22 protein-coding genes are annotated in these 25,186 nt (G+C 35.2%); 12 read left to right on the forward strand and 10 right to left on the reverse strand.

Going from position 1 to position 25,186, the window contains the following annotated elements:
* Positions 1–310: 310 nt before the first annotated feature.
* From ACO5GE_RS04970 to ACO5GE_RS04995, 6 genes are all read right to left on the reverse strand, one after another.
* Positions 311–1,753: a TrkH family potassium uptake protein gene (locus ACO5GE_RS04970; protein WP_484829825.1), complete on the reverse strand. Its 1,443-nt coding sequence runs from the start codon at positions 1,751–1,753 to the stop codon at positions 311–313.
* Positions 1,743–3,116, reverse strand: coding sequence for a Trk system potassium transporter TrkA (trkA, locus tag ACO5GE_RS04975; RefSeq protein ID WP_484829826.1), 1,374 nt, complete (start codon positions 3,114–3,116; stop codon positions 1,743–1,745). Before trkA ends, ACO5GE_RS04970 begins: the two co-directional genes overlap by 11 nt.
* Positions 3,117–3,974: 858 nt before the next feature.
* A complete protein-coding gene (locus ACO5GE_RS04980) occupies positions 3,975–4,421 on the reverse strand; it encodes a 23S rRNA (pseudouridine(1915)-N(3))-methyltransferase RlmH (RefSeq protein ID WP_484829827.1) in 447 nt (148 codons plus the stop codon).
* A gap of 71 nt (positions 4,422–4,492) precedes the next feature.
* A complete protein-coding gene (locus tag ACO5GE_RS04985; protein ID WP_484829828.1) occupies positions 4,493–5,248 on the reverse strand; it encodes an exodeoxyribonuclease III in 756 nt (251 codons plus the stop codon).
* Between the two features lie 380 nt (positions 5,249–5,628).
* Complete coding sequence (locus ACO5GE_RS04990) at positions 5,629–6,609, reverse strand: ParB/RepB/Spo0J family partition protein (RefSeq protein ID WP_484829845.1); 981 nt, start codon at positions 6,607–6,609, stop codon at positions 5,629–5,631.
* The gene (locus ACO5GE_RS04995; RefSeq protein ID WP_484829829.1) at positions 6,596–7,435 is read right to left on the reverse strand and encodes a ParA family protein; all 840 of its coding nucleotides are present in this window, start codon (positions 7,433–7,435) and stop codon (positions 6,596–6,598) included. The genes ACO5GE_RS04990 and ACO5GE_RS04995 overlap by 14 nt, the downstream gene beginning before the upstream one ends.
* 509 nt (positions 7,436–7,944) lie before the next feature.
* Here ACO5GE_RS04995 and ACO5GE_RS05000 point away from each other — a divergent pair.
* The 5 genes from ACO5GE_RS05000 to ACO5GE_RS05020 all read left to right on the forward strand — a co-directional run bounded on the left by ACO5GE_RS05000 (position 7,945) and on the right by ACO5GE_RS05020 (position 13,357).
* Positions 7,945–8,637, forward strand: a complete 693-nt coding sequence (locus tag ACO5GE_RS05000) for a response regulator (protein WP_484829830.1) — start codon at positions 7,945–7,947, stop codon at positions 8,635–8,637.
* A 3-nt stretch (positions 8,638–8,640) separates the two neighbouring features.
* Positions 8,641–10,452 (forward strand): sensor histidine kinase, encoded by a 1,812-nt coding sequence (locus tag ACO5GE_RS05005; protein WP_484829831.1) that lies wholly within the window; start codon positions 8,641–8,643, stop codon positions 10,450–10,452.
* A gap of 103 nt (positions 10,453–10,555) precedes the next feature.
* Positions 10,556–11,029 carry a hypothetical protein gene (locus ACO5GE_RS05010; RefSeq protein WP_484829832.1) on the forward strand — a complete coding sequence of 158 codons (474 nt, stop codon included), beginning with the start codon at positions 10,556–10,558 and terminating at the stop codon, positions 11,027–11,029.
* Between the two features lie 218 nt (positions 11,030–11,247).
* Positions 11,248–12,585, forward strand: coding sequence for a hypothetical protein (locus ACO5GE_RS05015; RefSeq protein WP_484829833.1), 1,338 nt, complete (start codon positions 11,248–11,250; stop codon positions 12,583–12,585).
* Complete coding sequence (locus ACO5GE_RS05020; protein WP_484829834.1) at positions 12,572–13,357, forward strand: two-component system regulatory protein YycI; 786 nt, start codon at positions 12,572–12,574, stop codon at positions 13,355–13,357. Before ACO5GE_RS05015 ends, ACO5GE_RS05020 begins: the two co-directional genes overlap by 14 nt.
* A gap of 103 nt (positions 13,358–13,460) precedes the next feature.
* Here the strand turns inward: ACO5GE_RS05020 and thrS are convergent, their stop codons facing one another.
* Entirely contained in the window at positions 13,461–15,428 is a 1,968-nt protein-coding gene (thrS, locus tag ACO5GE_RS05025) for a threonine--tRNA ligase (protein WP_484829835.1), read from the reverse strand.
* Between the two features lie 744 nt (positions 15,429–16,172).
* Between thrS and rbr the strand changes: the two genes are divergently transcribed.
* Positions 16,173–16,730, forward strand: a complete 558-nt coding sequence (rbr, locus tag ACO5GE_RS05030) for a rubrerythrin (RefSeq protein WP_331657535.1) — start codon at positions 16,173–16,175, stop codon at positions 16,728–16,730.
* A 165-nt stretch (positions 16,731–16,895) separates the two neighbouring features.
* Here the strand turns inward: rbr and ACO5GE_RS05035 are convergent, their stop codons facing one another.
* Both ACO5GE_RS05035 and ACO5GE_RS05040 read right to left on the reverse strand, forming a co-directional pair.
* Positions 16,896–17,348, reverse strand: a complete 453-nt coding sequence (locus tag ACO5GE_RS05035) for a pyridoxamine 5'-phosphate oxidase family protein (RefSeq protein WP_484829836.1) — start codon at positions 17,346–17,348, stop codon at positions 16,896–16,898.
* Between the two features lie 156 nt (positions 17,349–17,504).
* A complete protein-coding gene (locus ACO5GE_RS05040) occupies positions 17,505–18,269 on the reverse strand; it encodes a sulfite exporter TauE/SafE family protein (protein WP_484829837.1) in 765 nt (254 codons plus the stop codon).
* Positions 18,270–18,570: 301 nt separating this feature from the next.
* Between ACO5GE_RS05040 and mnmG the strand changes: the two genes are divergently transcribed.
* The 6 genes from mnmG (at position 18,571) to ACO5GE_RS05070 (ending at position 24,043) form a co-directional block, all read left to right on the forward strand.
* Complete coding sequence (gene mnmG / locus ACO5GE_RS05045) at positions 18,571–20,454, forward strand: tRNA uridine-5-carboxymethylaminomethyl(34) synthesis enzyme MnmG (protein WP_484829838.1); 1,884 nt, start codon at positions 18,571–18,573, stop codon at positions 20,452–20,454.
* A gap of 11 nt (positions 20,455–20,465) precedes the next feature.
* On the forward strand, positions 20,466–21,179 hold the full coding sequence (gene rsmG / locus ACO5GE_RS05050; RefSeq protein ID WP_484829839.1) for a 16S rRNA (guanine(527)-N(7))-methyltransferase RsmG: 714 nt from the start codon (positions 20,466–20,468) through the stop codon (positions 21,177–21,179).
* 13 nt (positions 21,180–21,192) lie between these two features.
* Positions 21,193–21,951 (forward strand): ParB/RepB/Spo0J family partition protein, encoded by a 759-nt coding sequence (locus ACO5GE_RS05055; protein WP_484829840.1) that lies wholly within the window; start codon positions 21,193–21,195, stop codon positions 21,949–21,951.
* Between the two features lie 216 nt (positions 21,952–22,167).
* A complete protein-coding gene (locus ACO5GE_RS05060) occupies positions 22,168–23,205 on the forward strand; it encodes a DUF5711 family protein (protein WP_484829841.1) in 1,038 nt (345 codons plus the stop codon).
* 28 nt (positions 23,206–23,233) lie between these two features.
* Entirely contained in the window at positions 23,234–23,782 is a 549-nt protein-coding gene (locus ACO5GE_RS05065; RefSeq protein WP_484829842.1) for a hypothetical protein, read from the forward strand.
* A 57-nt stretch (positions 23,783–23,839) separates the two neighbouring features.
* Positions 23,840–24,043, forward strand: a complete 204-nt coding sequence (locus tag ACO5GE_RS05070; protein WP_484829843.1) for a DUF951 domain-containing protein — start codon at positions 23,840–23,842, stop codon at positions 24,041–24,043.
* Positions 24,044–24,138: 95 nt separating this feature from the next.
* On the opposite strand, the gene ACO5GE_RS05075 is transcribed toward ACO5GE_RS05070, so the two are convergent.
* Entirely contained in the window at positions 24,139–24,702 is a 564-nt protein-coding gene (locus ACO5GE_RS05075) for a hypothetical protein (RefSeq protein WP_484829844.1), read from the reverse strand.
* Positions 24,703–25,186: the final 484 nt, after the last annotated feature.

The following is a 25,186-nucleotide window of genomic DNA, read 5'->3' on the forward strand; positions in this document are numbered from 1 at the left end:
CTTTTAAGAGTATTAGAAATCAAGTGTTTCAAGAATAAAATAAACTCTTATGACTCGATTAACTTTATGCGTGATTTTAAGGTGGTAAATAAAGGTGATAATACATATATCAATATCTCAAGAAACCAATCCCTTAATGAAAAAATCAAAAAAAATGGTTGGCTTTAGCAATCTTGATGCCCTCTACTTAACACAGGCTGAAATCGACAATTTCTTTCAAAACTGCATGCTCTTGGACACCTAGAGTAACTAGGTTTTGAGAGAAACGACGGAAGTCAGAGTCTATTATTATTTATATTCCCTCTACCGTCTAATTTTTTCTCCATGTGTTTGGTAGGAAGATGATAACCATTGGGAACAGTTCCAATCTTCCTGCAAGCATATCAAACGATAGGACAAGCTTACTAATATCCGTCAGACTGCTGAAATTATCGACCGGTCCAACTACCCCAAGTCCGGGCCCTACATTGTTCAAACAACAGGACACTGCACCGAAGGTACTCAGTAAATCCATTCCCTGTGCTAACAGTGCTAATATCGAAATCACCAAAATACAAACATAGAGGTTCAAAAATGCTTGCATTTCTTTCAATACGGAAGGTGGGATAGGGTTGTTTTCGATTTGAATACTGAATACTCTGTTAGGATGTTGTATTTGTCGAATTCCCATAACAGTATTCTTTATCATAAGAGCAATCCGTGATACTTTGATTCCTCCACCGGTGGAACCTGACATAGCACCGATATACATCAACAGCAGAATAATTCCTTGTGACAGAAATGGCCATTGCTGATAGTCTCTTGTGATGAATCCGGTGGTCGTTATAACGGACGCCACTTGGAAAGATGACCCTCGAATGGCCTCTCCCCAACTTCCTGCAACTGTTCTAATATTGAAACTGATTAAAATAATTGCACCTAAAATAATAAGCAGATAATATCGAAGTTCCTCACTTCCAAAACATTCTTTGAATTTTTTTAACAATAAAAAGTAGAAAAGCTGGAAGTTGATTCCGAACAATATCATAAATATTGTGATGACAGTTTCGATATAAACGCTGTCAAAGTAAGCGATACTTGCATTATGTGAGGAGAAACCTCCCGTTCCTGCTGTCGAAAACGCATGAATCCAACAGTCGAAAAAACTCATTCCTCCTACATACAAAAATCCTACTTCAATTACTGTCAATACGATATAGATTCCGTACAAAATTCGTGCCGTAAGAGATATTTTGGAAACCAATTTTCCAACTTTATGTCCCGGAACTTCGGCTTTCATAATATACATACTGTTGACACTGCTCTGTGAAAAAAGAGCGAACGCAAAGACAAGTACTCCCATTCCACCAATCCAGTGCGTAAAACTTCTCCAAAACAGAAGTCCTTTGGACATCACTTCAATATCCGTTAGGATTGTGGAACCTGTCGTGGTAAAACCTGATACCGTCTCAAAAAAACTGTCTACATAGCTTGGTATCTCTCCTGTCAAATAAAAGGGTAAAGCACCACATAATGACAGTATAAGCCATGTTGTCGCTACAATAACAAGACCTTCTTTCGCATAGAACTCCGATTTATCCGGTTCTGCATAGGATAAGGCCGAACCAATCACAGTCAATCCGACACATATCATGAACAGTGTATTCGCAATAGGTTCTCTGTAATAAACGGACACCAATGTCGGAACCAGAAGTAACAACGCTTCAATGCGAATCATTTTTCCAATAAGATACCGTATCATTCTATAGTTCATAATCATTTCCTTCCAAAATATCATTTAAATCCCGTAAATATTTTTGTGTTGTTACAACGATTACTCTGTCATGTTCACAGATAATATCTTTCCCTGTCGGATAAATCAGTGTGTTTCCTCTCAAAATATATGGAATCAAAATATGTTCTTTCAATTTCATTTCTTCCAAAGTTACTCCGATTTGTTCAAATTTATCTGACACATAGAATTCAAGTGCCTCTACTTGGTTGTTAATAATTCGATAAAGTCTTTCTACATTACTTCCTTGTGTATTTTGTTTTGCTCTTACATAGCGCACAATTCGTGTTGCCATAATGTGTTTCGGTGTGATATAGCTTGAAAGTCCTACTTTTTCGATGATTGGAACAAGGTTGATTCTACTGATTTTGGTAACAATTTTTGGTACACCGAGGCTCTCAGCATAGATTGATGTCACAATATTTTCTTCATCAATTCCTGTCAATGTAACACAGGCATCATATCGTGCCAATCTTTCTTCATCCAATACTTCGTGCAAGGTTCCATCATTGTGGACAATCGTCGCTTCTTTCAATTTTTGACTCAATTCCAAGCATCTGTGTTCATTACGTTCGATAATTTTAACTTTGATACCCTGTTTAATCAATTTTTGTGTCAAGTAATAGGAAATCTTGCCTCCTCCTATCATAAGAACATCTCGAACATTCTTCTTATAAACTCCTTGTTGTTTGAAGAATAGGATTAGTTGCTGTGTTGTTCCGGTTACATAAATTCCATCGCCTTCTTGCAAAACGAAGTCTCCACGTGGGATAAACACTTCTGAATCTCTGGTAACAACACAAATCAAAATGTCCAATTTGGATGATTTGCGTAATTCATTTAAGGATACACCAATCAAATCACTGTTTTCACTGATTCTTCCTTCTACGATGTTGACACGTCCCTTTGCAAAGGTTTCAACAGTCGATGCAGACGGGAATTGTAACATACGAAAAATGTCGTTTGCCGCCTCAAATTCCGGATTGATTACCATATCAATTCCCATTTCATCTTGCAACAACTCAAGTTGCAAAGAATACTCCGGATTTCTAACACGTGCTATAGTATCCTTTACACCCAACTTTTTCCCAATAATACAACAAAGCATGTTAATTTCATCTGAGTTTGTTACTGCAATCAACATATCCGCTTTCTTAATTTGTGCATTGAGTAACACATCATAAGATGCACCGTTACCGACAGTACCTATAATATCGTAGGTATCTACCAGTTTTTCGACCAATTCTATTTTTTCGTCAACAACAACAATATCATGCTTCTCTTTAGAGAGGTTTTCAATAAGAGCTTCTCCTACTTTTCCGGCTCCAATAATTAAAATATTCATAAGTTCCTCCACGAAAAAATCTATCTTTTTTCTGTTCTTTCTTTAAAATAGTATCATATTCTTAAGTGTTTGTTCTATGATTTCTTTTTCTATTTCTATTGTGCCTGTCCGTTTTTTGACAAACATCTGATTCACAATAGGATCGGTTCGACAATCTATGACCAAAGTCTATTGACTTATCCCACTGAAAAGCTCATCATTGTGTAGAAAAAGAAATCCCATTCACTCCGAATTGGCAGAGTATGACACCAAAAACATACCTTTCATTATATACTATTTTCTCTATGATGATATACTTTTTTTAAGAAATTTATATTTTTTATAGTAATATTGCGATAAATATGTATTTTCCAACTGTTTCAATAATAAAAAAATCTCCTTTTCATAAAAGGATGAGCAAATCATATTATTCTAAGTGTTTTGATTCTATTTTCCCATTCTATTTTCCCATTCTATTTTCCCATTCTATTTTTCTATTCTATTTTTCTATTCTATTTTTCTATTCTATCTTTCTATTCTATCTATTTTTCTATTCTATTTTTCTATTCTATTTTTCTATTCTATTTTTCTATTCTATCATGCTATTTCGATTTCTATTCCAATTTTTGATTCTAACTATTTATTCTGTTCTTTCACTCAGTGTTTCAGATTTATATTGAATTTGACATCTCAACTCGTTGTAAAAGAGGCAAAAGTCAATGTCCTACAACAAGAGCATAACTTCAGTCCATCAAACTGATTTCAAAACTTGAAAACAGCAATTTCATAAATAGATAGTCACACTACAATAAGTATATTATTATAAAACAACACAACAAAACATACTATATATAGTGCGTCTTGTCGTGTTGTATACTGTTATATGAGAACATCAGCCATTTCTTCCAATAACATTAATCGAAAGAGTTGATGAGGGAAGGTAAGTCTTGAAAAACTCACTCGAAGATTTGCTCTCTGCTTGACTTCCTCGCTCAAACCGACACTTCCTCCAATAATAAAGCTTAGTCCTTTTCCCCGAGTTCTACTCTGACGGAACAAATCGTTCCACTTCTCTTTTGTCATTAGTTTCCCATCAATATCCATTGCAATAGCGATGTTGAATCGGTTAAGCCTACTTAGTATTTTTTGACCTTCTCTCTGACGAATCATCATCAATTCTTTTTCAGATGCCGTTTCAGGAACTTTTTCATCCTCCAACTCAATCAATTCCACTTCTTCTCGTTTGGAGATTTCATTCAAAAAATACTGTTGTCCTTCTCTTAGATAGGATTCCTTCAAAGCTCCTACCACAATCACTTGTATCATATTCCATCTCTCATTCTTGAACGTGTTTTATCTATTGGTTTACACTTTTTTGATACCGCAGTAAACAAAGTCTACCATTCTAACTCCAATTCTACAGGGCAGTGGTCAGAACCCAAAATTTCACTATAAATTTTTGCACCTTTTAAGTTGTCTTTCAGCTCTTTTGAGGTCAAGAAATAGTCAATTCTCCATCCGGCGTTGTTCTTTCTTGCATTAAAACGATAAGACCACCAACTGTATGCGCCTTCCAACTCAGGATAGAAGAAACGGAAGGTATCAATAAATCCCGAATCCAAAAGTGTGCTCATCTTTGTTCTCTCTTCCATAGTAAATCCGGCATTTTTTTGATTTGCTTTAGGATTTTTTAAGTCAATTTCCTGATGTGCAACGTTCAAATCTCCACATACGATGACAGGTTTGGTTTCATTCAATCGAAGAAGATAAGAACGAAACTCATCTTCCCATACCATTCGATAATCTAATCTCAACAGTTCATTTTTGGAATTTGGTGTATAGACAGTTACCATATAGAATTTGTCAAATTCCAATGTAATAACACGACCTTCCTGATCGTGCTCTTTGATTCCCAGTCCGTAACTTACAGAAAGAGGCTCTTGTTTGGTAAAAATTGCCGTTCCGGAATACCCCTTACGCTCCGCATAGTTCCAATACTGATGATAACCATCCAATTCCAAGTCGATTTGTCCTTCCTGCAACTTTGTTTCTTGCAAGCAGAAAATATCTGCATCTGTTTCCTTAAAAAAATCTAAAAAACCTTTTTTGACACATGCCCTGATTCCATTAACATTCCAAGATATGAGTTTCATAGTATCTCCTTTTCTTAACTTGTCTCGTTATTTTTATTTGATTGTTTTTCCTTATCATTGATTCGTTTCCATTCCACTTTTTATGAATATCACTGAGTTCTCTTTGAGATATTTCCTCTATATTTTATCTTTTGTTTGATGTTTTTATTCAGCAAAACTTCAATACTACTTAATTATAGATACCCTGTTTGTATTGTTTTGTACCATAATATGATTAAGTTCCTGTTTATCATTTCATCATAATGCTACGTTTCGTCTTGTTTCAATCCGTATTCATTGAAAGAGTATCTTTTTTTCTATTCTTTATTCCTATTATTTTCGATTCTCAAAAAAAGTGGACATAACGTCCACTTTTTAAATACTAGTTTCAATCTACTCTCTTAACATTCTATATTCCATGTTTTAAGCAAGGATATCATCTCTTCTATTTGGCTTTCTTCTTGCAAAGTTACACTATAATGTACTCCATCCCTTACAAAAGAAATCTTACAGATATTCTTTTCCTCCAAGATTTCCTCCTTCATCTCTGCAAGGTCTTTTTTTGTCATGCCGGCTTTGAAGTATTGTAGTGTCTGTGCCGGATATTTCAAAATGAAATCAAGATACTTTACTGCAATTTCTTCTTGAATAATCGGTTTCATCATCGCAATCTTAGCTCCCATTTCCAATGAAATCTTCCCTCTATAGAACCAATCTAACAGAATTGGATTGAGATTTTCCAGTTTTCGATAACGATCGATATGTCTACCACTCATCTGAAAGCTCTCTGCTACAATTTCTCTCGTCTTTCTGCTTTTGTAATCTCCTGTGTTTTCTTTTCTTTTCTGTTGGATAATTTTATATTTTTCTATAATACTTCTGGTCAATAACTTTTGTCCCAGTTGTCGTTGCGCATAGTTTGCATCAATGATAATTTCTCTTGCATCTTCTTCTGACAAATCTTCTTTGATGATAGCATAAATTTCATCAAAATCTTTGGCGCTTAATTGACTGATGTCAACTCCGTTCAATTCACCCTGTTTCTCAGACTTTAACTCCTGTATTTTGCTTCGAATAAAACGATAGGCTCTTACTCGGTTATGTCCGGATAAAATCATTGTCTTGTCTTGTTTCTTTTGAACTACAATAGGGTGCAACAAGCCATGTACCAAGATGGAATGTACCAACCGATCGAATTCTTCTCCTTGTAATGCCGGATAAAAATTCCATTCTTCCGGTGCTGACTCCAGTTTATCAATTTGGATGCGAACAATATTGTCCTGTTCTTCTGTAAGGATGTTTTCTTTTTGTGTGGCTAAAGAATATTCAGGCCGTCTTGCGTTTCCAAAATTCATTTTGGAACCCAAATCAAGCTTTTTCATTGACACGTTTCACAACCTCCTTCGCAAAGTCCATATATTGTATTGCAGCTTTGCTGTTTGGAGAAAACTCCAATACTGCAATACTGTTCCACTGTGCTTTTTCAACAGATGTATCTAAGTTGATTTTGGTGTGAAACAACATATCTTTTCCAAATACGCTTTCAATCAATGCTTGTCCTCTACTATTCATAATTTTATTGCTCGGTTTATACAAGGTTGTCAAAATTCCAAGAACTTCCAATTTTTCATTCATGACTGAAAATTGATTGAAAAAATCTAGGAAGGTGCGAATCCCTCTAATTCCAAACATCGCCATTGGAACAGGTATGATGACATAGTCACATACATTCAATATGTTTGCAGATAAATCTCCCAAGTAGGTAGATGTATCGAATATGATAAAGTCATATTCATTTTTAGCTACCAAGTCCGAACTGATTTTCTTCAATAAAAACTCACGTTGAAATTCATGATGTAAGTCGTACTCTATTTTACTGATATAGTCATCTCCGGATACAATATCTACATTATCATATCTTGTTGGAGTGATATATTTTGATAAATCGTCTTTATTTTTCATTGCTTGATAGATGGTTTTGTTGAAATCAATCAGTTGTAAGCCAAATTCTGTCAACGTTTCGTCGACTGTGAATCCCATCGTATTTGTCAAGTCCATTTGGGAGTCGCAGTCGATTGCAAGAACTTTGTATCCTAATTGCCCTAATGCGATGGATAACATAGATGCTGTGGTGCTCTTTCCGGATCCACCTTTAGAATTTGCAATGGAAATCACTTTTGTTTTTTTCTTTGCAGAATGCTTTGCCATAGCGATTCCTCCTTTTTCTATATACTATTTTATCATATCATACCTTGTCTTAATATGCTATTATTTCTCCTTGAATGTTCCCGTCAAAATGAAAGATTGGTCGAAATACCGTTCTTATTTCTCCCTTTTCTTTTTTCTTATTCTTCTTTTTTTACGATTACTTGTTGTCAACTAATTGTCAATCGTATTATTTGTTGTTGTTTCTCTATATACCCATGTTTTATGTTTTTTTTTTTGATATTTTCTGCTATTATCCGGATTTCTTTTTTTCTCTTTCACAACTACAAATAAAGATGGCTCTTCCTCTACAACTCTTTTTTCTCTCCTTATCTTCCACCCTGAATTTTTCTGTTACGGTTCAACTTTGCTCTTTTTATTGGATAAATTTTGACATTGTTCGATGTTTTGTTGTAAACTATAACAAACAATGTTATCGTCCACTGTGGTTGAATTGCAACTTGAAACAAAGTTCAGTTGCTTTTCTAAAATTTCAGAAGGAGAGATGAATGATGAAAAATACTATTTTAATTATTGAAGATGAAAAACCTATCTCTGATATTGTTAAGTTTAATTTGGAAAGGGAAGGTTACGATATCATTACTGCATTCGACGGTCTTGAAGGATACCAAAAAGGGATTCAGGAGAATGTCGATTTGATTTTATTGGATATTATGTTGCCGTCAATGAACGGATTTGATGTTTGTAGGCATATTCGTGAAAAATCTTCCGTTCCTATTATTATGGTGACTGCCAAAGAAGAAGAGGTGGATAAAATTTTGGGATTGGAGCTCGGTGCGGATGACTATATTACAAAGCCATTCAGTTTGCGTGAATTGATTGCTCGTGTGAAAGCAAATATTCGCCGTACTTCTATGCCAAATAACAACTCTACTGATTCCGACTTGATTCAACACAAGAATTTAGTGATTGATACCGGTAAGTACTCTGTTACAAAAAATGATACTGTTTTGGAATTGACGGTTCGTGAGTACGAACTGTTGAAATTTTTAGCAGTTCAGCCGAACCAAGTATTTTCAAGAGAACAACTTTTAAAACAGGTTTGGGGATATGAATACTATGGAGATATTCGTACGGTAGACGTAACCATTCGTCGTCTGAGAGAAAAATTGGAAGATGATGCATCTAACCCTACTTATATTTTGACAAAACGTGGTGTTGGATATCTATTTAAGGGGGAATAGTGCTTGTTTAAGAGTATTCGTTGGAAACTGATTTCGATTCAGTTTGTTTTGGTATTTGTTTCCATGGCGATTGCAGGGTTGTTTATTACCAACCAACTGCAACAATACAATATTTCTTCCGTTCAAAAGAGTTTAACTTCCGCCTCCAACAACTTGGTCAATGAGAGTATCCGTTCTGATACCGGCGTTTTGAATCAACAGTATGATTTGCAAAGAACCCTGATGAATACAACGCTTCCTGCCGGATATGAAATCTCTGTTATCGATATCAAAAGCGGAATGATTGTCGCATCTACCAATGAAAATTTATTAGATCGACAAAGTATGGATGAGATGAATGTCGATGTTCTCCTTGCGTTGTCCGAAAATACGGTATCCAGCAAAACAGTCATGCAAAAAGATTTATCTTCCGTTCGATTTGAACATATTGCATTCTCTTATCCCAAAACTTTACCTGAAGATAAGGGATATATTATCTATGGGAGAGCTTCTCTTGAAAAGACGGATGAAATGCTCAATCATGCTAATATCATTTTTTTTAACGCAACCTTGATTGTATTGCTTGTAACCATTGTTTTAGGATACCTTCTGTCAACTTCTATTACCGTTCCGATCAATGATTTGAAGAAGAAGGCTATTGAGATTTCAAAGGGAGATTTCTCTCAACGTGCAGAAATCAAATCAAATGATGAGATTGGGCAGTTGGCAAAGTCATTTAACTACTTGACATCACGACTTCACAAAACTCTAATGGAAATCTCTTCTGAACAGGATAAGCTCAATGCCATTATCGAACACATGGAAGATGGCTTGATTGCGATTGATGAACAAGGAAAAATTATCCACCGTAATATTGTCGTGGAACGTCTCTTGGATGTTTCTATGAAGGATAAGGTGTATTTTGATGATATTTTTCTTCCTGAAACTCACATTGATTTGTGTTTGAAACGTATTGTTGAACAAAATGCAGAAGTTTCTGAAGGTATGAAGCCTTCGGATTTTACAATCGAAGTAAATGGTAGAATTCTATCGGTTTCCTCAGCATTGTTCAGTGACACAAGTAATACTCTAACCGGATATGTCGTGCTGTTCCAAGATATTACGGAACATGAACGATTGGATAATATGCGAAAAGAGTTTGTTGCTAACGTATCTCATGAACTCAAAACTCCGATTACAACAATTCGAACTTATTCGGAAACATTGTTGAACGGAGCATTGGAAGATTACGATATTTCAAGGAAGTTTATGGAGGTTATTGTCAAAGAAAGTGACCGTATGACATCCCTCATCCGAGATTTGTTACAGCTTTCTCATATCGACTTCAAAAAAGAAACATGGAACTTTGATGATACGGATATCAACAGTCTGATTCAGGATTCGATGGATAAGATGGAGCTGTACTACCGTTCCAAAAATCAAACAATTGTATCCCATCTATTGCCGGAATCTCCAAAACTTCGGATGGATAGAATCAAGATGGAACAAGTTATCATCAATATTTTATCCAATGCAATCAAATATACTGAGGAAAATGGGAAAATCATCTTGTCTTTATCTGTTTCAAAGGGTATACTGAACATAGTGATTAAAGATAACGGAATCGGAATTCCAAAAGAAGATGTAGAACATATTTTTGATCGATTCTATCGTGTGGACAAAGGTCGTTCCCGTCAACAAGGAGGAACAGGGCTTGGACTGTCGATTGCAAAGCATATTGTTGAGGAACATGGAGGTTCCATTACCGTTCAGTCCGTGTTAGAAGAGGGGACTACGTTTACAATTTCCATACCGATGAACCCGACAGAACTGTAAGCTATCTTTAATCGTGTTGTAATTATTTTGTAATAAAAGAACGATATACTATCTATGATATGAGTTTATGATGTATTAGAAATGGAAAAGAGGTGAGGTCTGAATGAAAAAATGGGTGTTGATCGGAATGCTTTTGTTTGTACTGTGCAGTATGACTTCTTTTGTATTCGCAGCTCCAAAAATAACGAAGATGTCGTCAAATGACGTCAATCAATTTCTAGAAACATTGAAGGAAGATGAAACTCCTATTTTTACAGCACCGGAGACCATCACTTCATCAACTACCGCAAAAACAATTCTTATATCCGGAGTTGGAAAAGCAAAAGATAAAGTAATCATAGAAGTATACCAAAAATCTGACCGTAACACTTATGTTTGCAATACGGAGCCGATTGAAATTACTGTCGGAGCATTGGGAGTGTTCAGTAAGGAACTGGACGTATCTCCTTCTAAGAACGTCTTTGTTATTGCAAAGATAACTCGAAAATCAGAAGTGATAAAGGATGGTCGAATCATCAATATTGTTGATAAGAACGATTTGAAAAAGGCATTACAAAATATTGGAAAAATTCAATAACATAGTAAATTTTGAAATATCATGATAAAATATTATCATGATATTTTTTTATCCGTTAGATTCTGTTTCTCACAATATGTGATGAAAAAAAGAGAAAAGGATAAGTATAACGGGTGATTTTCAGCAATATTTCAAGCAGGTGTTACCTGTTTTCAACACTTCGGAATTTTTTTTATGCTGACTTTCTTTCCGTATGAACTTATTTTAGGAGAATGAGTATGAAACTATTGAACGAAAAGCGGAAATCTATCTTGTTAATCATGTTATTTCTGTCCGCATTTTTTCTGTTTTTTGCAAAATTTTATTTGATACCAAAGAACTTACAACCAAAAACGACACTTCATAACATTGATGTCAATACTGCGTTCAGAGAAACCGTACTTCCTTCCGATGTCTTTTTTTATCTCGGGAACAATCAGATTTCAAGGGATGTGAAAGACTCTAAACAGTATTTTCAACAGATTGTCAATCAGTTAAATAAAACAATCAACGTCAGTCAAAAACCGGTTTTTTTTGAAAAGCAAAACTATCCTTTTTCACAGAACAAAAAAGGAATTGAGCTGATTTTTTCACCGGAAACAAATGCAAGTTTCCTCTCCATGTCATTGTTTGGAAAAGAGAATTGTTTTGTCGGTCTGTCTACCGTTTCCAGTATTTATATTCCGTCTGTGGATACCAAAGCTATCTATGTACAGGGAAAGGAAGGATACTTAAAATTCGATACTTCAGACTATAATCGATTTCCATTTTTAGATAAGATAAAATCTTCCAAGCACAAAATATACTACACTTTGAACTTTTTGTTCAAAAGCAAGAGTTATGCAGTTATCAGCAACGATGCAATCAACAACTTCGCAATTTATCAAACAACGACGCTACTGAATTCTGCTATGCAGGAACAAATCGCTAAAACTCTGTTTGCAAAAAAATATGATCTGTTGAACAAAATTATAGAAACGGATGGAAAATCAATCTATTCCTACAACTACGGACAACAAATTTTGCGTATTTCGCCAACCGGCAGTATTGAATATATCAATGAAAACTTCAGTACGGAAAACACTTCTGTCACCACTCAATTCTATACAGCAGTGGATTTTATGACAAATATCGGATACCCTTTATCCGACGTTCGACTTCATCACTATGAGCCAATCAGAATTCATGGGATTCCGGGAACAAAGTTTGTGTTCAAACATATTTTTATCGATTTGCCGATTGATTCCAAAAAAAATTTCTACGATATTCAAGTAAGTGTTGTTGGAGAAGATGTCTATAAATTTTTTGGATACCAGTACAAGTTCTCTGACATTTCTTTGCAAGAAGCAGAAAGTGTCCAAACTCCTGTTGAGCTTTTAGATACCTTATATCTAACTCTAAAACAACAACATCCTTCTCTTGACAACATTTCTTTTTTCGATGCGATTGATGAAATTAAAATGGTGTACTGGATGCAGGAAGATTTTACTTTGATTCCTTGTTATCGCATCACATGGAATCACAAACACTACTACCTCAATATCTATACGAAGGAGGTGCTGTATGAATTGGAATAAAGTGAAAACTTATTTGATTATCAGCCTGTTGTTTGTAAATATTCTGTTTGTTGTGAGTATCTCTCTTGACTTTTATAAATACCGAAAGGCCTCACAAAACTCTATTCAAATGGAACAGCACTTACAACAGTATCTCGATCAAAAGCAGATTCTTCTACAGGCAAGTCTGATAGAATACGATGATACAATGGCACCGATTGATATTTCTTATCCTGAATTGTCCGAAGAAGACTACCCGAAATTATTTCAAGATTATCCGATGTATACCAAAATTCATCGGAATAAAAAGCTGAGCATCAATCTTCCTTTAGCTATGGTCATCAAAAAAGATGAAAAATTGGATTCCTATGTGCAACGGTTTAACAACACTTACTTTACAACGGAATCATTTTTTCTGAAGTACAAAAAAGAGGATGCGTTCAATACATGGTATTATTTTACACCTATATATCATAGCAAACCTTTAGAAGAAGCTTTTTTAACATATCACTTTGATAGAAAAAATCAAAATTTAAATATTCAAAAAATCAATATCGAAGTCGAATCTACCGTTTATGAACAGAGGGAAATCTCTTCTCCATTAAAAGCAGTCGCACTTGCAGCATCCCGTATGCCGAGCCATTCTGTGATTACTGATGTAGAATTGGTCTATTACTATGCACCACAAAAAAATTCCAATATCGTTACAACGGAATCTGCACGTGCCATGCCTTGCTGGAGAATTCGTACCGAAGATCAGGAATTCTATTATATTTCTGCAATTGAACAGTAAATGAAATATTACATCAAAAAAACACCCTATTTGCGACATTTTGTAAACAGGGTGTTTTGATATTACAACTTATTTTAATTTCAAATAAGCATTGTTTTTTTTGTTATTTATTTTCTTCCACTACTTCTTCTTTTCTGATTTCTTTAGTACGGATTTCTTTACAGATTCTGTCTACAAAGGAATCTACTGCTTCACTTCCTTCATCTCCTGCATAACGACTGCGTACAGATACAGTTCCATCCGCTGCTTCTTTTTCTCCAACAACCAACATATAAGGAAGTCTGTTCAATCTTGCATCACGAATCTTAAATCCAATCTTTTCAGAACGATGGTCTACCGTAACATCTACTCCGTTTTGAGCCAACTCTCTTTTCACTTTTTCTGCATAGTCTGCATATTTATCGGAAATAGGAAGAATTCTTACTTGTTCCGGACACAACCATGTTGGGAATTTACCGGCATATTTTTCAATCAGCCAAGCCAATGTTCTTTCATAACATCCCAGTGATGTTCTATGGATGATATATGGTCTTTTCTTCTCACCGTCTTGATCGATATAATATAAGTCAAAGTTCTCTGCAATTGCACAGTCTAATTGAATGGTAATCATAGTATCTTCTTTTCCGTACACGTTTCTTGCCTGGATATCAATTTTTGGACCGTAGAATGCAGCTTCTCCATCCGCTTCTTTGAATGGGAGTCCTTTTTCTACCAAAATATTGCGAAGAGCAGCTTGTGTAGTTTCCCAATAGCTTTCGTCTCCCAAATATTTTTCTCTGTTGTTCGGATCCCATTTTGACAGTCTGAATGTCACATCATCTCGTAATCCCAATGTAGATAGGACATGTACTGCCAAGTTCAAACAATTTTGCAATTCCTCTTCGGCCTGATCCGGTCTTACCACATTGTGTCCTTCTGAAATTGTAAATTGACGAACTCTAGTTAAACCGTGCATTTCTCCGGAGTCTTCATTTCTAAACAATGTAGAAGTTTCTCCCATACGGTATGGCAAATCACGATAGGATTTTTGTGTATTCTTGTAAACATAGTATTGGAAAGGGCAAGTCATAGGACGAAGTGCAAACACTTCTTTATCCACCTCTTCATCTCCAAGTACAAACATTCCTTCTTTATAATGATCCCAGTGTCCTGAAATTCGATATAAATCCGATTTTGCCATTAAAGGAGTTTTTGTTCTGACATATCCCCATTCACGATCTTCCAAATCTTCAATCCAACGTTGTAATTTCATAACCATCTTTGTTCCTTTTGGAAGTAAAAGAGGAAGTCCTTGTCCAATTACATCAACGGTAGTAAATAATTCCATCTCTCTACCCAGCTTGTTGTGATCTCTCTTTTTGATTTCTTCCAGGTAAACCAAATAATCTGCAAGCTCTTCTTTTTTATTGAACGCCGTTCCGTAAATTCTCTGTAATTGTGCTTTATCGGAATCTCCTCTCCAGTATGCCATTGAAGAAGAAATCAATTTGTAGGCTTTGATTCCCTTTGTACTCATCAAGTGAGGTCCTGCACATAAATCAATGAACCCTTCTCCTTGTTGGTAGAAAGAAATTACTGCATCTTCGGGAAGGTCTTGAATCAATTCTACTTTATAAGGCTCATTTTTTTCTTCCATCAACTTGATAGCTTCATCTCTCGGTAATTCAAACTTTGTAATCTTCTCATCTTCCTTGATGATTTTTTTCATTTCTTTTTCTAATGTATCCAAATCTTCTCTTGTAAACGGCGCATGATCAATATCATAATAAAATCCTGTATCAATAGCAGGTCCGATTGCAAGTTTCGCATCCGGAAATACACGCTTTACTGCTTCTGCCAATACATGGGATGCAGTATGACGAATCGTTCTCAATCCTTCTTCATCTGTCGGTGTCAATATGCTCAACTCACAGTCTTGATCTATCACTGTTCTTAAATCTACCACTTCATTGTCAACCATTCCGGCACAAGCTACTCTTGCAAGTCCCTGGCTGATGTCGGATGCAATTTCATATACTGATTTACTGCTCTCATACTCTTTCACAGAGCCGTCTTTCAATGTTACTTTCATAGTTTTCCTCTCCCTTTCTTCTTTGTGTCTGCAATGTACCATCAAACGGAGGAATTATTTTCTCCAATAAAAAATAGTGTACACAACAGAACTCACCTAAAACAAAACGAACACATTCTTTCACACAACGTAAAAAAATGATTTGTGATAGGGACGATATGACTCTCATACCGCGGTTCCACCCTAATTGCTTACACCACTTCATTTTGATGATAACGGAATCACCGGGCTGTATTAGAGCCACTCGGAGATGGTTTTCGTATCAGTATCGGTCAGAATGTTCTCAGCAATTCCATCCTTCTCTGTATCCTTCCACTGTACTACTGTTCTCGTCAACGATTTATTCTACATCCATTCAGTTTAAACATTCCGATATCTCTTGTCAATATCTAACGGATGTTTTTTTCTGTTACTTTCATCTTACCCCGATTCTTCTCTATACTTACAAAATTTATTGATAAATTTTGAATAATTTGTGGTTAATTTGTATTTTATGGGTATAGAAAAAACATCTTAAGTTTCATTTGAGAAAGTCAATTGATAATAAAAAGTAGAGTTTGGGGAACTCTTCTAAAAATTTTTTTCTTTATAAAATGTCTATATATCAACGTTTGTACGATATTGTTCATTTTTTTGAAAAAAAAGCTAATCATTTTTAATTGACTTTATAATGATTTCATATTAAGATTAGATTATATTAGCTATTTAAAATATTTTTCAAATGAATAAAAGGGGGACATTATCATGGAATTAAAAGGAATGAAAGAATTAGCGGGAACAAAAACAGAACAAAACTTATGGAAAGCATTTGCCGGAGAATCTCAAGCAAGAAATAAATATACTTTCTTCGCTTCTGCAGCAAGAAAAGAAGGATACAACCAAATCGCAGCTATCTTTGAAGAAACTGCAGGAAACGAAAGAGAACACGCTAAAATGTGGTTCAAACTGTTAGATGGAATCAGTGCTGATACAAAAACAAACTTGTTAGCAGCTGCTGCAGGAGAAAATGAAGAATGGACAGATATGTATCCAACAATGGCAAAAGAAGCTGAAGAAGAAGGATTCAAAGATATTGCACGTCTGTTCACACAAGTTGCAGCAATTGAAAAAACTCATGATGAAAGATACAGATTGTTAGCAAAGAATGTAGAAGAAGGTTCTGTATTCAAAAAAGAAGAAAAAATTACTTGGTACTGCAGCAACTGCGGATATGTATTTGAAGGAACAAAAGCTCCTGAACGTTGCCCTGTATGTCAACATCCAAAAGCTTACTTCCAAGAACATGCAGAAAACTATCGTTAATTCACAGCGTTAACAAAAACCTTGTTAAAAACATCTAATCAATACAAAAGCTCTCAACAATATTGTTGAGAGCTTTCTGTTTAGAAAGAATAACCTTCGATACTTGACTTCTGTGATTCATTTAAAAATTCTTTCGTAAAAAATGATATTACTCGCATTTCACTCTTATCTTATCCGATATTCTTCCATGGAGTATCTCTTATGTTCAATATCTATTTGCTCTATCCATGGCGTTTCTTCGATATAATGCCATCTCTCAATAAAATTCGGCGTTACCTCAAAGACACACTCTGATTCTAAAGAGGAGTAATGTTCGTAAGAAAAAGGATAGTGCTTTTGATAGGCTCGGCTGAATACTCGATTTTGAGAAGGTGGATTCACTTCATAACAAGTTCCATCTATTTGGATATTGTCAATACAAAGAGACACATTGGGATTGTTCTTAATTTGCTTATACTTTCGAAACGTTTTATCTGTTTGAAAATATAATTTTTCTCCGATACAAACAATGCTCATCATTCGTGAACTGACCACATCATCTTCAGAAGAAGATAATACCATTTTTTTATGTGTTCCGAACTCTTTCCAAAAACGATGATATGCTTCCGAAAAATCCATACTAACCTCTCCATTTCAAACTTCATTTTTAGAATCTGTCACGATAACAAGAAAATATTTTGTTTTTTATGCTATCACAAAACAGAATAAATGTCTTACTGTCTTTATTCTGCACCAAAATATACTTTGGATTATCTAAACTCCATCACCCGTTTTTTATATTCCCATAAGCTGAATGACCACCCGAATAAAGAAGATGACCAAGACTATAATCATCATAGGTTTCATCCATTTTGCCTCTCCTTGCATAAATACTTTACTTCCCATATAGTTTCCCAGTATCCCGAATACTCCTGCCATAAGTCCAAGCGGAAGCAAGACTTTCCCATGAAGGAAAAAAACGGTCAGTGCAGCAACATTTGTTGCAAGGTTTATTGCCTTAGCGACTCCGTTCGCTTCTTTTATATTGAGATGTCCGACTAACACTAGCAATAATAACATAAATGTTCCCGCTCCCGGTCCATAGAACCCGTCATAGACTGCAACAACAAATGCTACCATACATACTCTTACCACAGTCTCTTTGAACGAATAAGCCAACGCTTCCTTTTCAAAAGAAACTCCTCTTATCACATACCATGCTGTCAGAGGCAAAATCACTAACATCAATTTCAATAAAAACTCTTCTTCTATAATAAGCGATAATTTCGCACCCAAAGATGCTCCGATAAATGCGGTAATCCCTGCAAAGAATGCAATTTTATAGGGAATATATCCTTTTTTTGCAAAACGATAGGTAGTAAGTCCCGTACCAAGACAGCCACTCAGTTTATTGGTCCCGATTGCCATATGAATCGGTATTCCTGAAATCAAATAAGCAGGCAGAGAAATCAATCCTCCACCTCCGGCAATCGCATCGACAAATCCTGCTAAGAATACCAACGGACACACGATGAGAAATTGAATGAAATTTAGTTGCATACTATTACCTCTTCTCTTTGAAACTGAAATGATTGAGGATGTTTCACCCCTCTGTTTCATCATTGACTTTTTTGGATATTAAATTTATTATAGGAATAAAGTGGTAAAAAGACAATATTATTAAATAAAAAAGATGAAGGAAGGCTTAAGGACTTTGTAAGTCAGCGTTTCATTCAAATAATCGGAGAATCTTGTTTCAATCTATTTTGTAAAAATAGAACAGCTTATATTCTCCGGTTCGTTATTTAGAGGATAGATAAAATCAGGTTACAAAAAATAGAGATAGAAAGAGAGAGTTATTATGTTTTTTCATGCAGGAAGTTATGATGTGATTGTAGTCGGTGCAGGCCATGCGGGCTGTGAAGCTGCTTTGGCATCTGCTCGTTTGGGCAAAAAAACATTGATGGTCACCCTGTCGCTCGATGCAATCGGACACATGCCTTGCAATCCTGCCATCGGTGGAACAGGAAAAAGTCAATTGGTAAAAGAGATTGATGCGCTTGGTGGAGAGATGGGACTGAACATTGATAGAAGTTTTATCCAAAGCAGAACTTTGAATTCTTCTAAAGGTCCTGCCGTACAGTCCATTCGTGCACAAGCTGACAAAAATTTGTATCACAGAGAAATGAAAAAAGTATTAGAAAATACGGAACATCTCGATATTGTCATGGATGAGGTTACCTCTTTGATTCATGACGGCAAAAGTGTATCCGGTGTTCGCACCAAATTAAACTGCGAATATTTCGCAAAAGCAGTTGTTTTATCAACAGGAGTGTTCCTAAACGGTCGTGTCTTTATGGGAGAAGTCAACTTTCCGTCAGGTCCACTTGGACAACTTCCGGCAGAACACTTGACTGAGAGTCTAAAGGAATTGAATCTTCCTCTTAGAAGATTCAAAACAGGAACTCCTGCAAGGGTTCATGCAGATTCCATTGATTTTTCAAAAATGGAATTGCAAGAAGGAGATGTAGAAATCGAACCGTTCTCTTTTATGAACGACTACTTACCGGAAGGAAATAAGGTAGTCTGTTACTTGACAAGAACCACATCAAAAACACATGATATTATACGCGAAAATTTGCAACGCTCTGCCATGTATGGTGGATTTATCGACAGCAAAGGACCTCGTTACTGCCCGTCTATTGAAGACAAGGTTGTTCGTTTTTCGGACAAAGAGAGTCATCAATTTTTTGTCGAGCCGGAAGGATTGGATACCAAAGAATACTATATTCAAGGATTTTCAAGCTCCATGGCATACGAAGTACAACTTGAAATGTACCATACAGTGCTTGGATTGGAACATTGCCACATGATGCGCCCTGCTTATGCAATCGAGTATGATTGTATCGATCCTCTTCGATTGAAACCTTCTCTTGAAATCATGGGGGTAGAAAATCTCTTCAGCGCCGGTCAATTCAACGGAACAAGCGGATATGAGGAAGCTGCTGCACAAGGTCTGATGGCGGGAATCAATGCAAGCCGAAAAATTGACGGTTTGGAACCTGTTATTTTGGATCGTGCGACAGCCTATATCGGAGTGTTGATTGATGACCTTGTTACCAAAGGAACAAACGAACCTTATCGTATGATGACTTCTCGTGCAGAGTATCGTCTTCTTCTGCGTCAAGATAACGCAGACCTTCGATTGACCGAACTTGGATATAAGATTGGATTGGTCAAATCGGAACGCTATGAACGATTCTTAGAAAAAAAAGAACAGATTGCAGAAGAAATCAACCGTTTGAAAAAAGAAAAACTCAAACCGGAAGAAATCAATCATCTACTGGAAGAAATGCAGAAAGCTCCTTTGACAAGAACCATTTCTCTGTATGATGCGCTAAAAAGACCGGAAATCACTTATCCTCTGCTTTCCTCTATCGGAAAAACACAGGAATCTCTTCCGGTTCAAGTCCAAAAACAAGCAGAGATTGCTGCAAAATACGAAGGTTATATCAAAAAACAGATTGAACAGGTGGAATCATTCCGAAAATTGGAAAAACGACAACTTCCTGAAAGTCTGGACTATTCCGTTATTGAAGGACTTCGTTTGGAGGCAAGACAGAAATTAAATGAAATCAGACCGTTCAATATCGGACAGGCGTCAAGAATTTCAGGTGTTTCTCCTGCCGATATTTCCGTTTTGTTGATTTACATGAAACAGCAGTCTCATACTGCACAGGAATAGAAGGAGTTTTTATGAAAAATACAATTTTGAAAGATGGATTGGCACTTTGGAATCAAGAGATTACAGAGAAACAGGAATCCGATTTTCATACCTATATGGAACATCTATTGGAAAAAAATAAGGTGATGAACCTGACTAATATCACAGAAGAACATGAAATCTATACCAAACATTTTTTGGATTCCCTCTCCTGTCTTTCGGTCTATCCCATTCCTGAGAATGCTACTGTTATAGACATCGGAACGGGAGCAGGTTTTCCCTCCATTCCGATAAAAATTATGCGACGAGACCTAAAAATGACTTTGGTTGATTCTTTGAACAAACGTATCAATTTTCTAAAAGAAGTTGATGAAATCCTACAGTTTGAAGATATGACGTATCTTCACGGACGTGCAGAAGATCTTGCACAGAAGGTAGAATATCGTCAAAGCTATGACTTTGCCGTTTCAAGAGCAGTTGCATCACTTCCTGTCTTGTTGGAATACACCATTCCTTTTCTAAAAATCGGTGGAATTTTTATCTGCCAAAAAGGACCTCAGGCAGCACAGGAAGTCATACAATCCAAGTCAGCATTAAAGCTCCTCGGTGCGAAAGTAGAGGACAGTATTCCGGTAAAAATCGGAACGACCGACTTGGAACATTCTATTTTGATTATCAAAAAAATAGAAGGCACATCCAAAAAATATCCTCGAAAGGCCGGAAAACCAAGTAAAGAACCTCTATAAAGGTGGAATCTCAATGGAACTACAAACAATCGAACTTCAAAAAATCATACCCGATCCCTGTCAGCCACGCAAATTTTTTGACCTTGCGGCACTTGAAGAGCTTGCTTCTTCTATCAAACAATACGGTCTCTTATCTCCCATCATTGTCAGAAAGCACAATGATCAATATATCATTATAGCAGGAGAAAGACGGTATCGTGCCATGTTGTTGAACAAGATGACACATGCGAATTGTATTGTACGAAATCAAATTGATTTTAGAGAAATTTCTCTAATTGAAAATGTCCAAAGAGAAAACTTGAATCCGTTGGAAGAGGCAGAAGCACTCTCTTCACTCATGACAGAAAAAAACTATACGCAGGAAGAACTCTCAAAACTGATTGGAAAGAGTCGACCTTATATTGCAAACCAACTGAGATTATTGAGATTGGATGATGAAACAAAACAGGCTCTCATTGACAAAAAAATATCTGAAGCACACGGTCGCTCGTTAATTTCTTTGGAGAATCTGAACCTGAGAAAAAAATTACTCCATGCCATTCTTGAACACAATCTCTCCGTTCGTGCAACAGAAAAGAAAATCAAACAGTGGAAACAAAAAGAAAAACAACAGTATGATGTCTATCTCAATGACTTGTTGCAACAGTTGGAGGAAAAACTCGGAACAAAAGTCACCTTACAAGGCTCCTCTAAAAAAGGAAAATTGAGCCTCTTCTACTTTCAAGAAGAAGACCTTTCTTCCATTATTGAAAAACTGTTACAAGATGAATAAAAAATGTCGATTTCACAAAACAGTTTCCTTTACAATTCTTATGCTGAAGAAATCCAATTTTTTTCAACATAAGAATTGTTTTTCTTCTTTCGTAAAAAACAGAACAAAAGTATGGAGTTTTGTTCTGTTTTTAGGTACAATAAAGAGATAAACAATTAGGGTATCATTTAAAAAAGTAAGGTAATCGATAAACCTAATCTTCAAGAGAGGTTTTTTATGAAACGAAATAATATTATTACCGTCATAGTACTCCTCATTCTTTTCTGCAATCCTTTGACCATTCGATACTTAAAAAAACAATTTATTATTGCAAATCCTAACACAAGTATCGACATTGCATTTCGTTACTCAAACAACAATTACGCAGAAGAATTTTCACATGGTCTACTAATGTATGACGGCTTAAGCTTAAAATTGATAGAAACAGATGGGTCGGAAAGATTTGATGTCACCATCAATGCAGACAACTATAGCATCTCCACATCAAAAAATCGTATTTTTCTCCTTGATATTGCAAAAAAGAATGTATATATTTTGGATGGAAAAGGTAATATCGTCAATCAAGTCACTGTAGACTATCTTCCAAAGAGAATCATTGCTTTAGACAACGGTAACTTCATTGTCCATTATTTCACTGATGTGTACATTGAAGGAATCAAGTTGTTTTCAGAAAATGGAAATTTGATTAACGACATCACCTATCCGAATGTAACCCTTACTTTGATTCAAGGTGACAAAAATGATCATTTTGCAGTGTTTGGATTCTTTAGAACCGGAAGTTCTCTTGAAAACAGCGTGTACTTCTACAATCGCAATGGAGAATTGCAATATGCAAACCAAATCAACGATGTCATTATTCATCAACTTCTTTTTCAAAAAAACAGAGTCTTGATGCTTGATGTCAACTCTATCTTAACTTCCGATACTGCATTTGAAGAGGTATCCAGTTTGGAGTTTCCTCTGGTATTGAAAAAAATTGTAGCAAATGAAAAAAATATCTACCTGCTCACAAAAGATAATTCCATTCAAGTGATGAATTCCGAGTTTCAGAACACCGATCAACTGTCTTCACAAGAAAACATTATCGATATGTTTTTAGTAGATGACAAACTTATCTACTATACACAAAATGCCGTTTTATGTAACTATAACAGACGACAATTTTCAAAAGACATCGTTAAAGTGATACCGGTAGATGATACACTTATGATTTTATTCAAAAATGAAATGAAAATCATCCAAAATGATTTCTAACAACAACGATTAGGTGGTGAATTCTATTTTGTCAGGATATACAAGAGTCGATTTAGCAATTTTTATATTTTTGGTATATCACGCATCACGAGGATATATCAAAGGTGTTCGATATATTATATTTGATACCGTCAAATTTTTCGGTTCCTACTTTTTAACCAAAGTAGCATACCAATTATTTTTTGAATCCGTTAACAAAGCAGAGTGGTTTCAAGCTTTCTTTAAATGGACACAAAACAGTATCATCAGTATACTATGTTCCATGTTTCCAATTATGAACTTTTTTCCATGGGAATCTATTGTTTTCTGTCTTATCGTATTTTTAGGATTCGTTCTGTTATTAAGAGTTGCCCTTTTGGGATTCAAAAAAAATGCCACATTTTTACAGAAGATAGAGGGTTTTCTATTCGGTACCATAAAAGGAATTGCTTATCTCTTCGTTCTTATTGCCCTTTTAGAACCTCTTATCCAAAGTTTCAGTATTTTGGGATTTTCAGAATGGTTACAAAAGAGCAAAATATTGCCTTATTTGTATGAGTATAACTTTTTATTGGACTTTTTATCCTTTCATAAATAAAAACACATTTGAAGAAACATATTGTTCTTTCAAACAGGACAAAATAAGGAGGAGCTTATGTATCAACCGAAAAAAATTAACATTGGCGATCGTGTGACCCTAAAAAAGAACCATCCTTGTGGAGGAAATCAGTTCCTGATTACAAGGGTAGGAATGGATTTTCGAATGAAATGTCAGACTTGTCAAAAGGAAATATGGATTGAACGCCCTGAGTTGGAGCGTAGAATAAAGGTCTTAGAACCGGCAAAAGAGGATGAATAATCATCCTCTTTTTTTATAAAATTTATTGTTATATATTTGATTACACAATCAATAATTTTAAATCCAATTACAAAAGAATTGCTATAAATATTTTTCTAATATAGACTATATGACGCCGTAACACTTGTATCTTTAGATATCACTCTACCTATTCCATCAAGCAAGATGTATATGTGTATTGTTCCATCAGCCCAAAGTTTTATTCGAGTACCATCATTTATACTATAATCGATATTCTTTTCTTCCCATGTAGTTCCTAATGTATATCCTGTGAGTGTAGTATATATATTAGATGCCCCCTTAATTTCTCTATAATTGTTATAGTGATAACAATCAACATCTGCATATAAATTTATATTACCAGTTCCCACTCTTTTTTTACCTGATATCCTAACAGTATAGTTTCCGGAACTTGTTGGTTGAATACGATTATTTAACTGGATATCTATGTTGTTTTCAGCAAACTCAGATATTAAATCTTCTAATTCTTCTTCACTATTTATTTCAATAGGTACTACATCCTTAGGAAAATTTTTAATTTCCATAATTTTAAAATCATTGTATTTCGTAAAATCTATTTCTTTATTTTCAGCAAATACATTCATAGATGTCATATTCATTAAAACAATTAACAAGAGAAAACTTATTATTTTTTTCATAACTTTACCTCCTATTTTTTAAATACTGATACACCAGATAAATCAATGCTACCAAAATTACGAGATTTACAAACGAAAATATGATTTGCAACAATTCTAAAATTACAACACACTTCCTTTCACGTGCAATTTTATTACAATAACTCTTTTAGATTTAAAAATATTGATTTAACTGAATTATATCACTATCGCATTTCAAACGCAAGTTTTTTTCATTTTGTTTCATAATTGATATGAGTCTTTCATACAGACCTATATCATACGGTAACTCATTCTTTTATTCGTAAAATTGATGTACTTTTTCCTTTGATTGTTGTTGCAAAAATAATCAATCGAATTTTTGATTCTGATGGAATATAAAAACCTAATGGAATACAGATTATCCATTATCATAGAAATAAAATTATAACCTTTCAAAAAATAGAAAGTAGACCTTTTTAAGTGTGTCAATCAGTGACAAAACAGAAAGGGAACACTTTCCCTA

It is taken from the genome of Filifactor sp. (assembly GCF_057248345.1).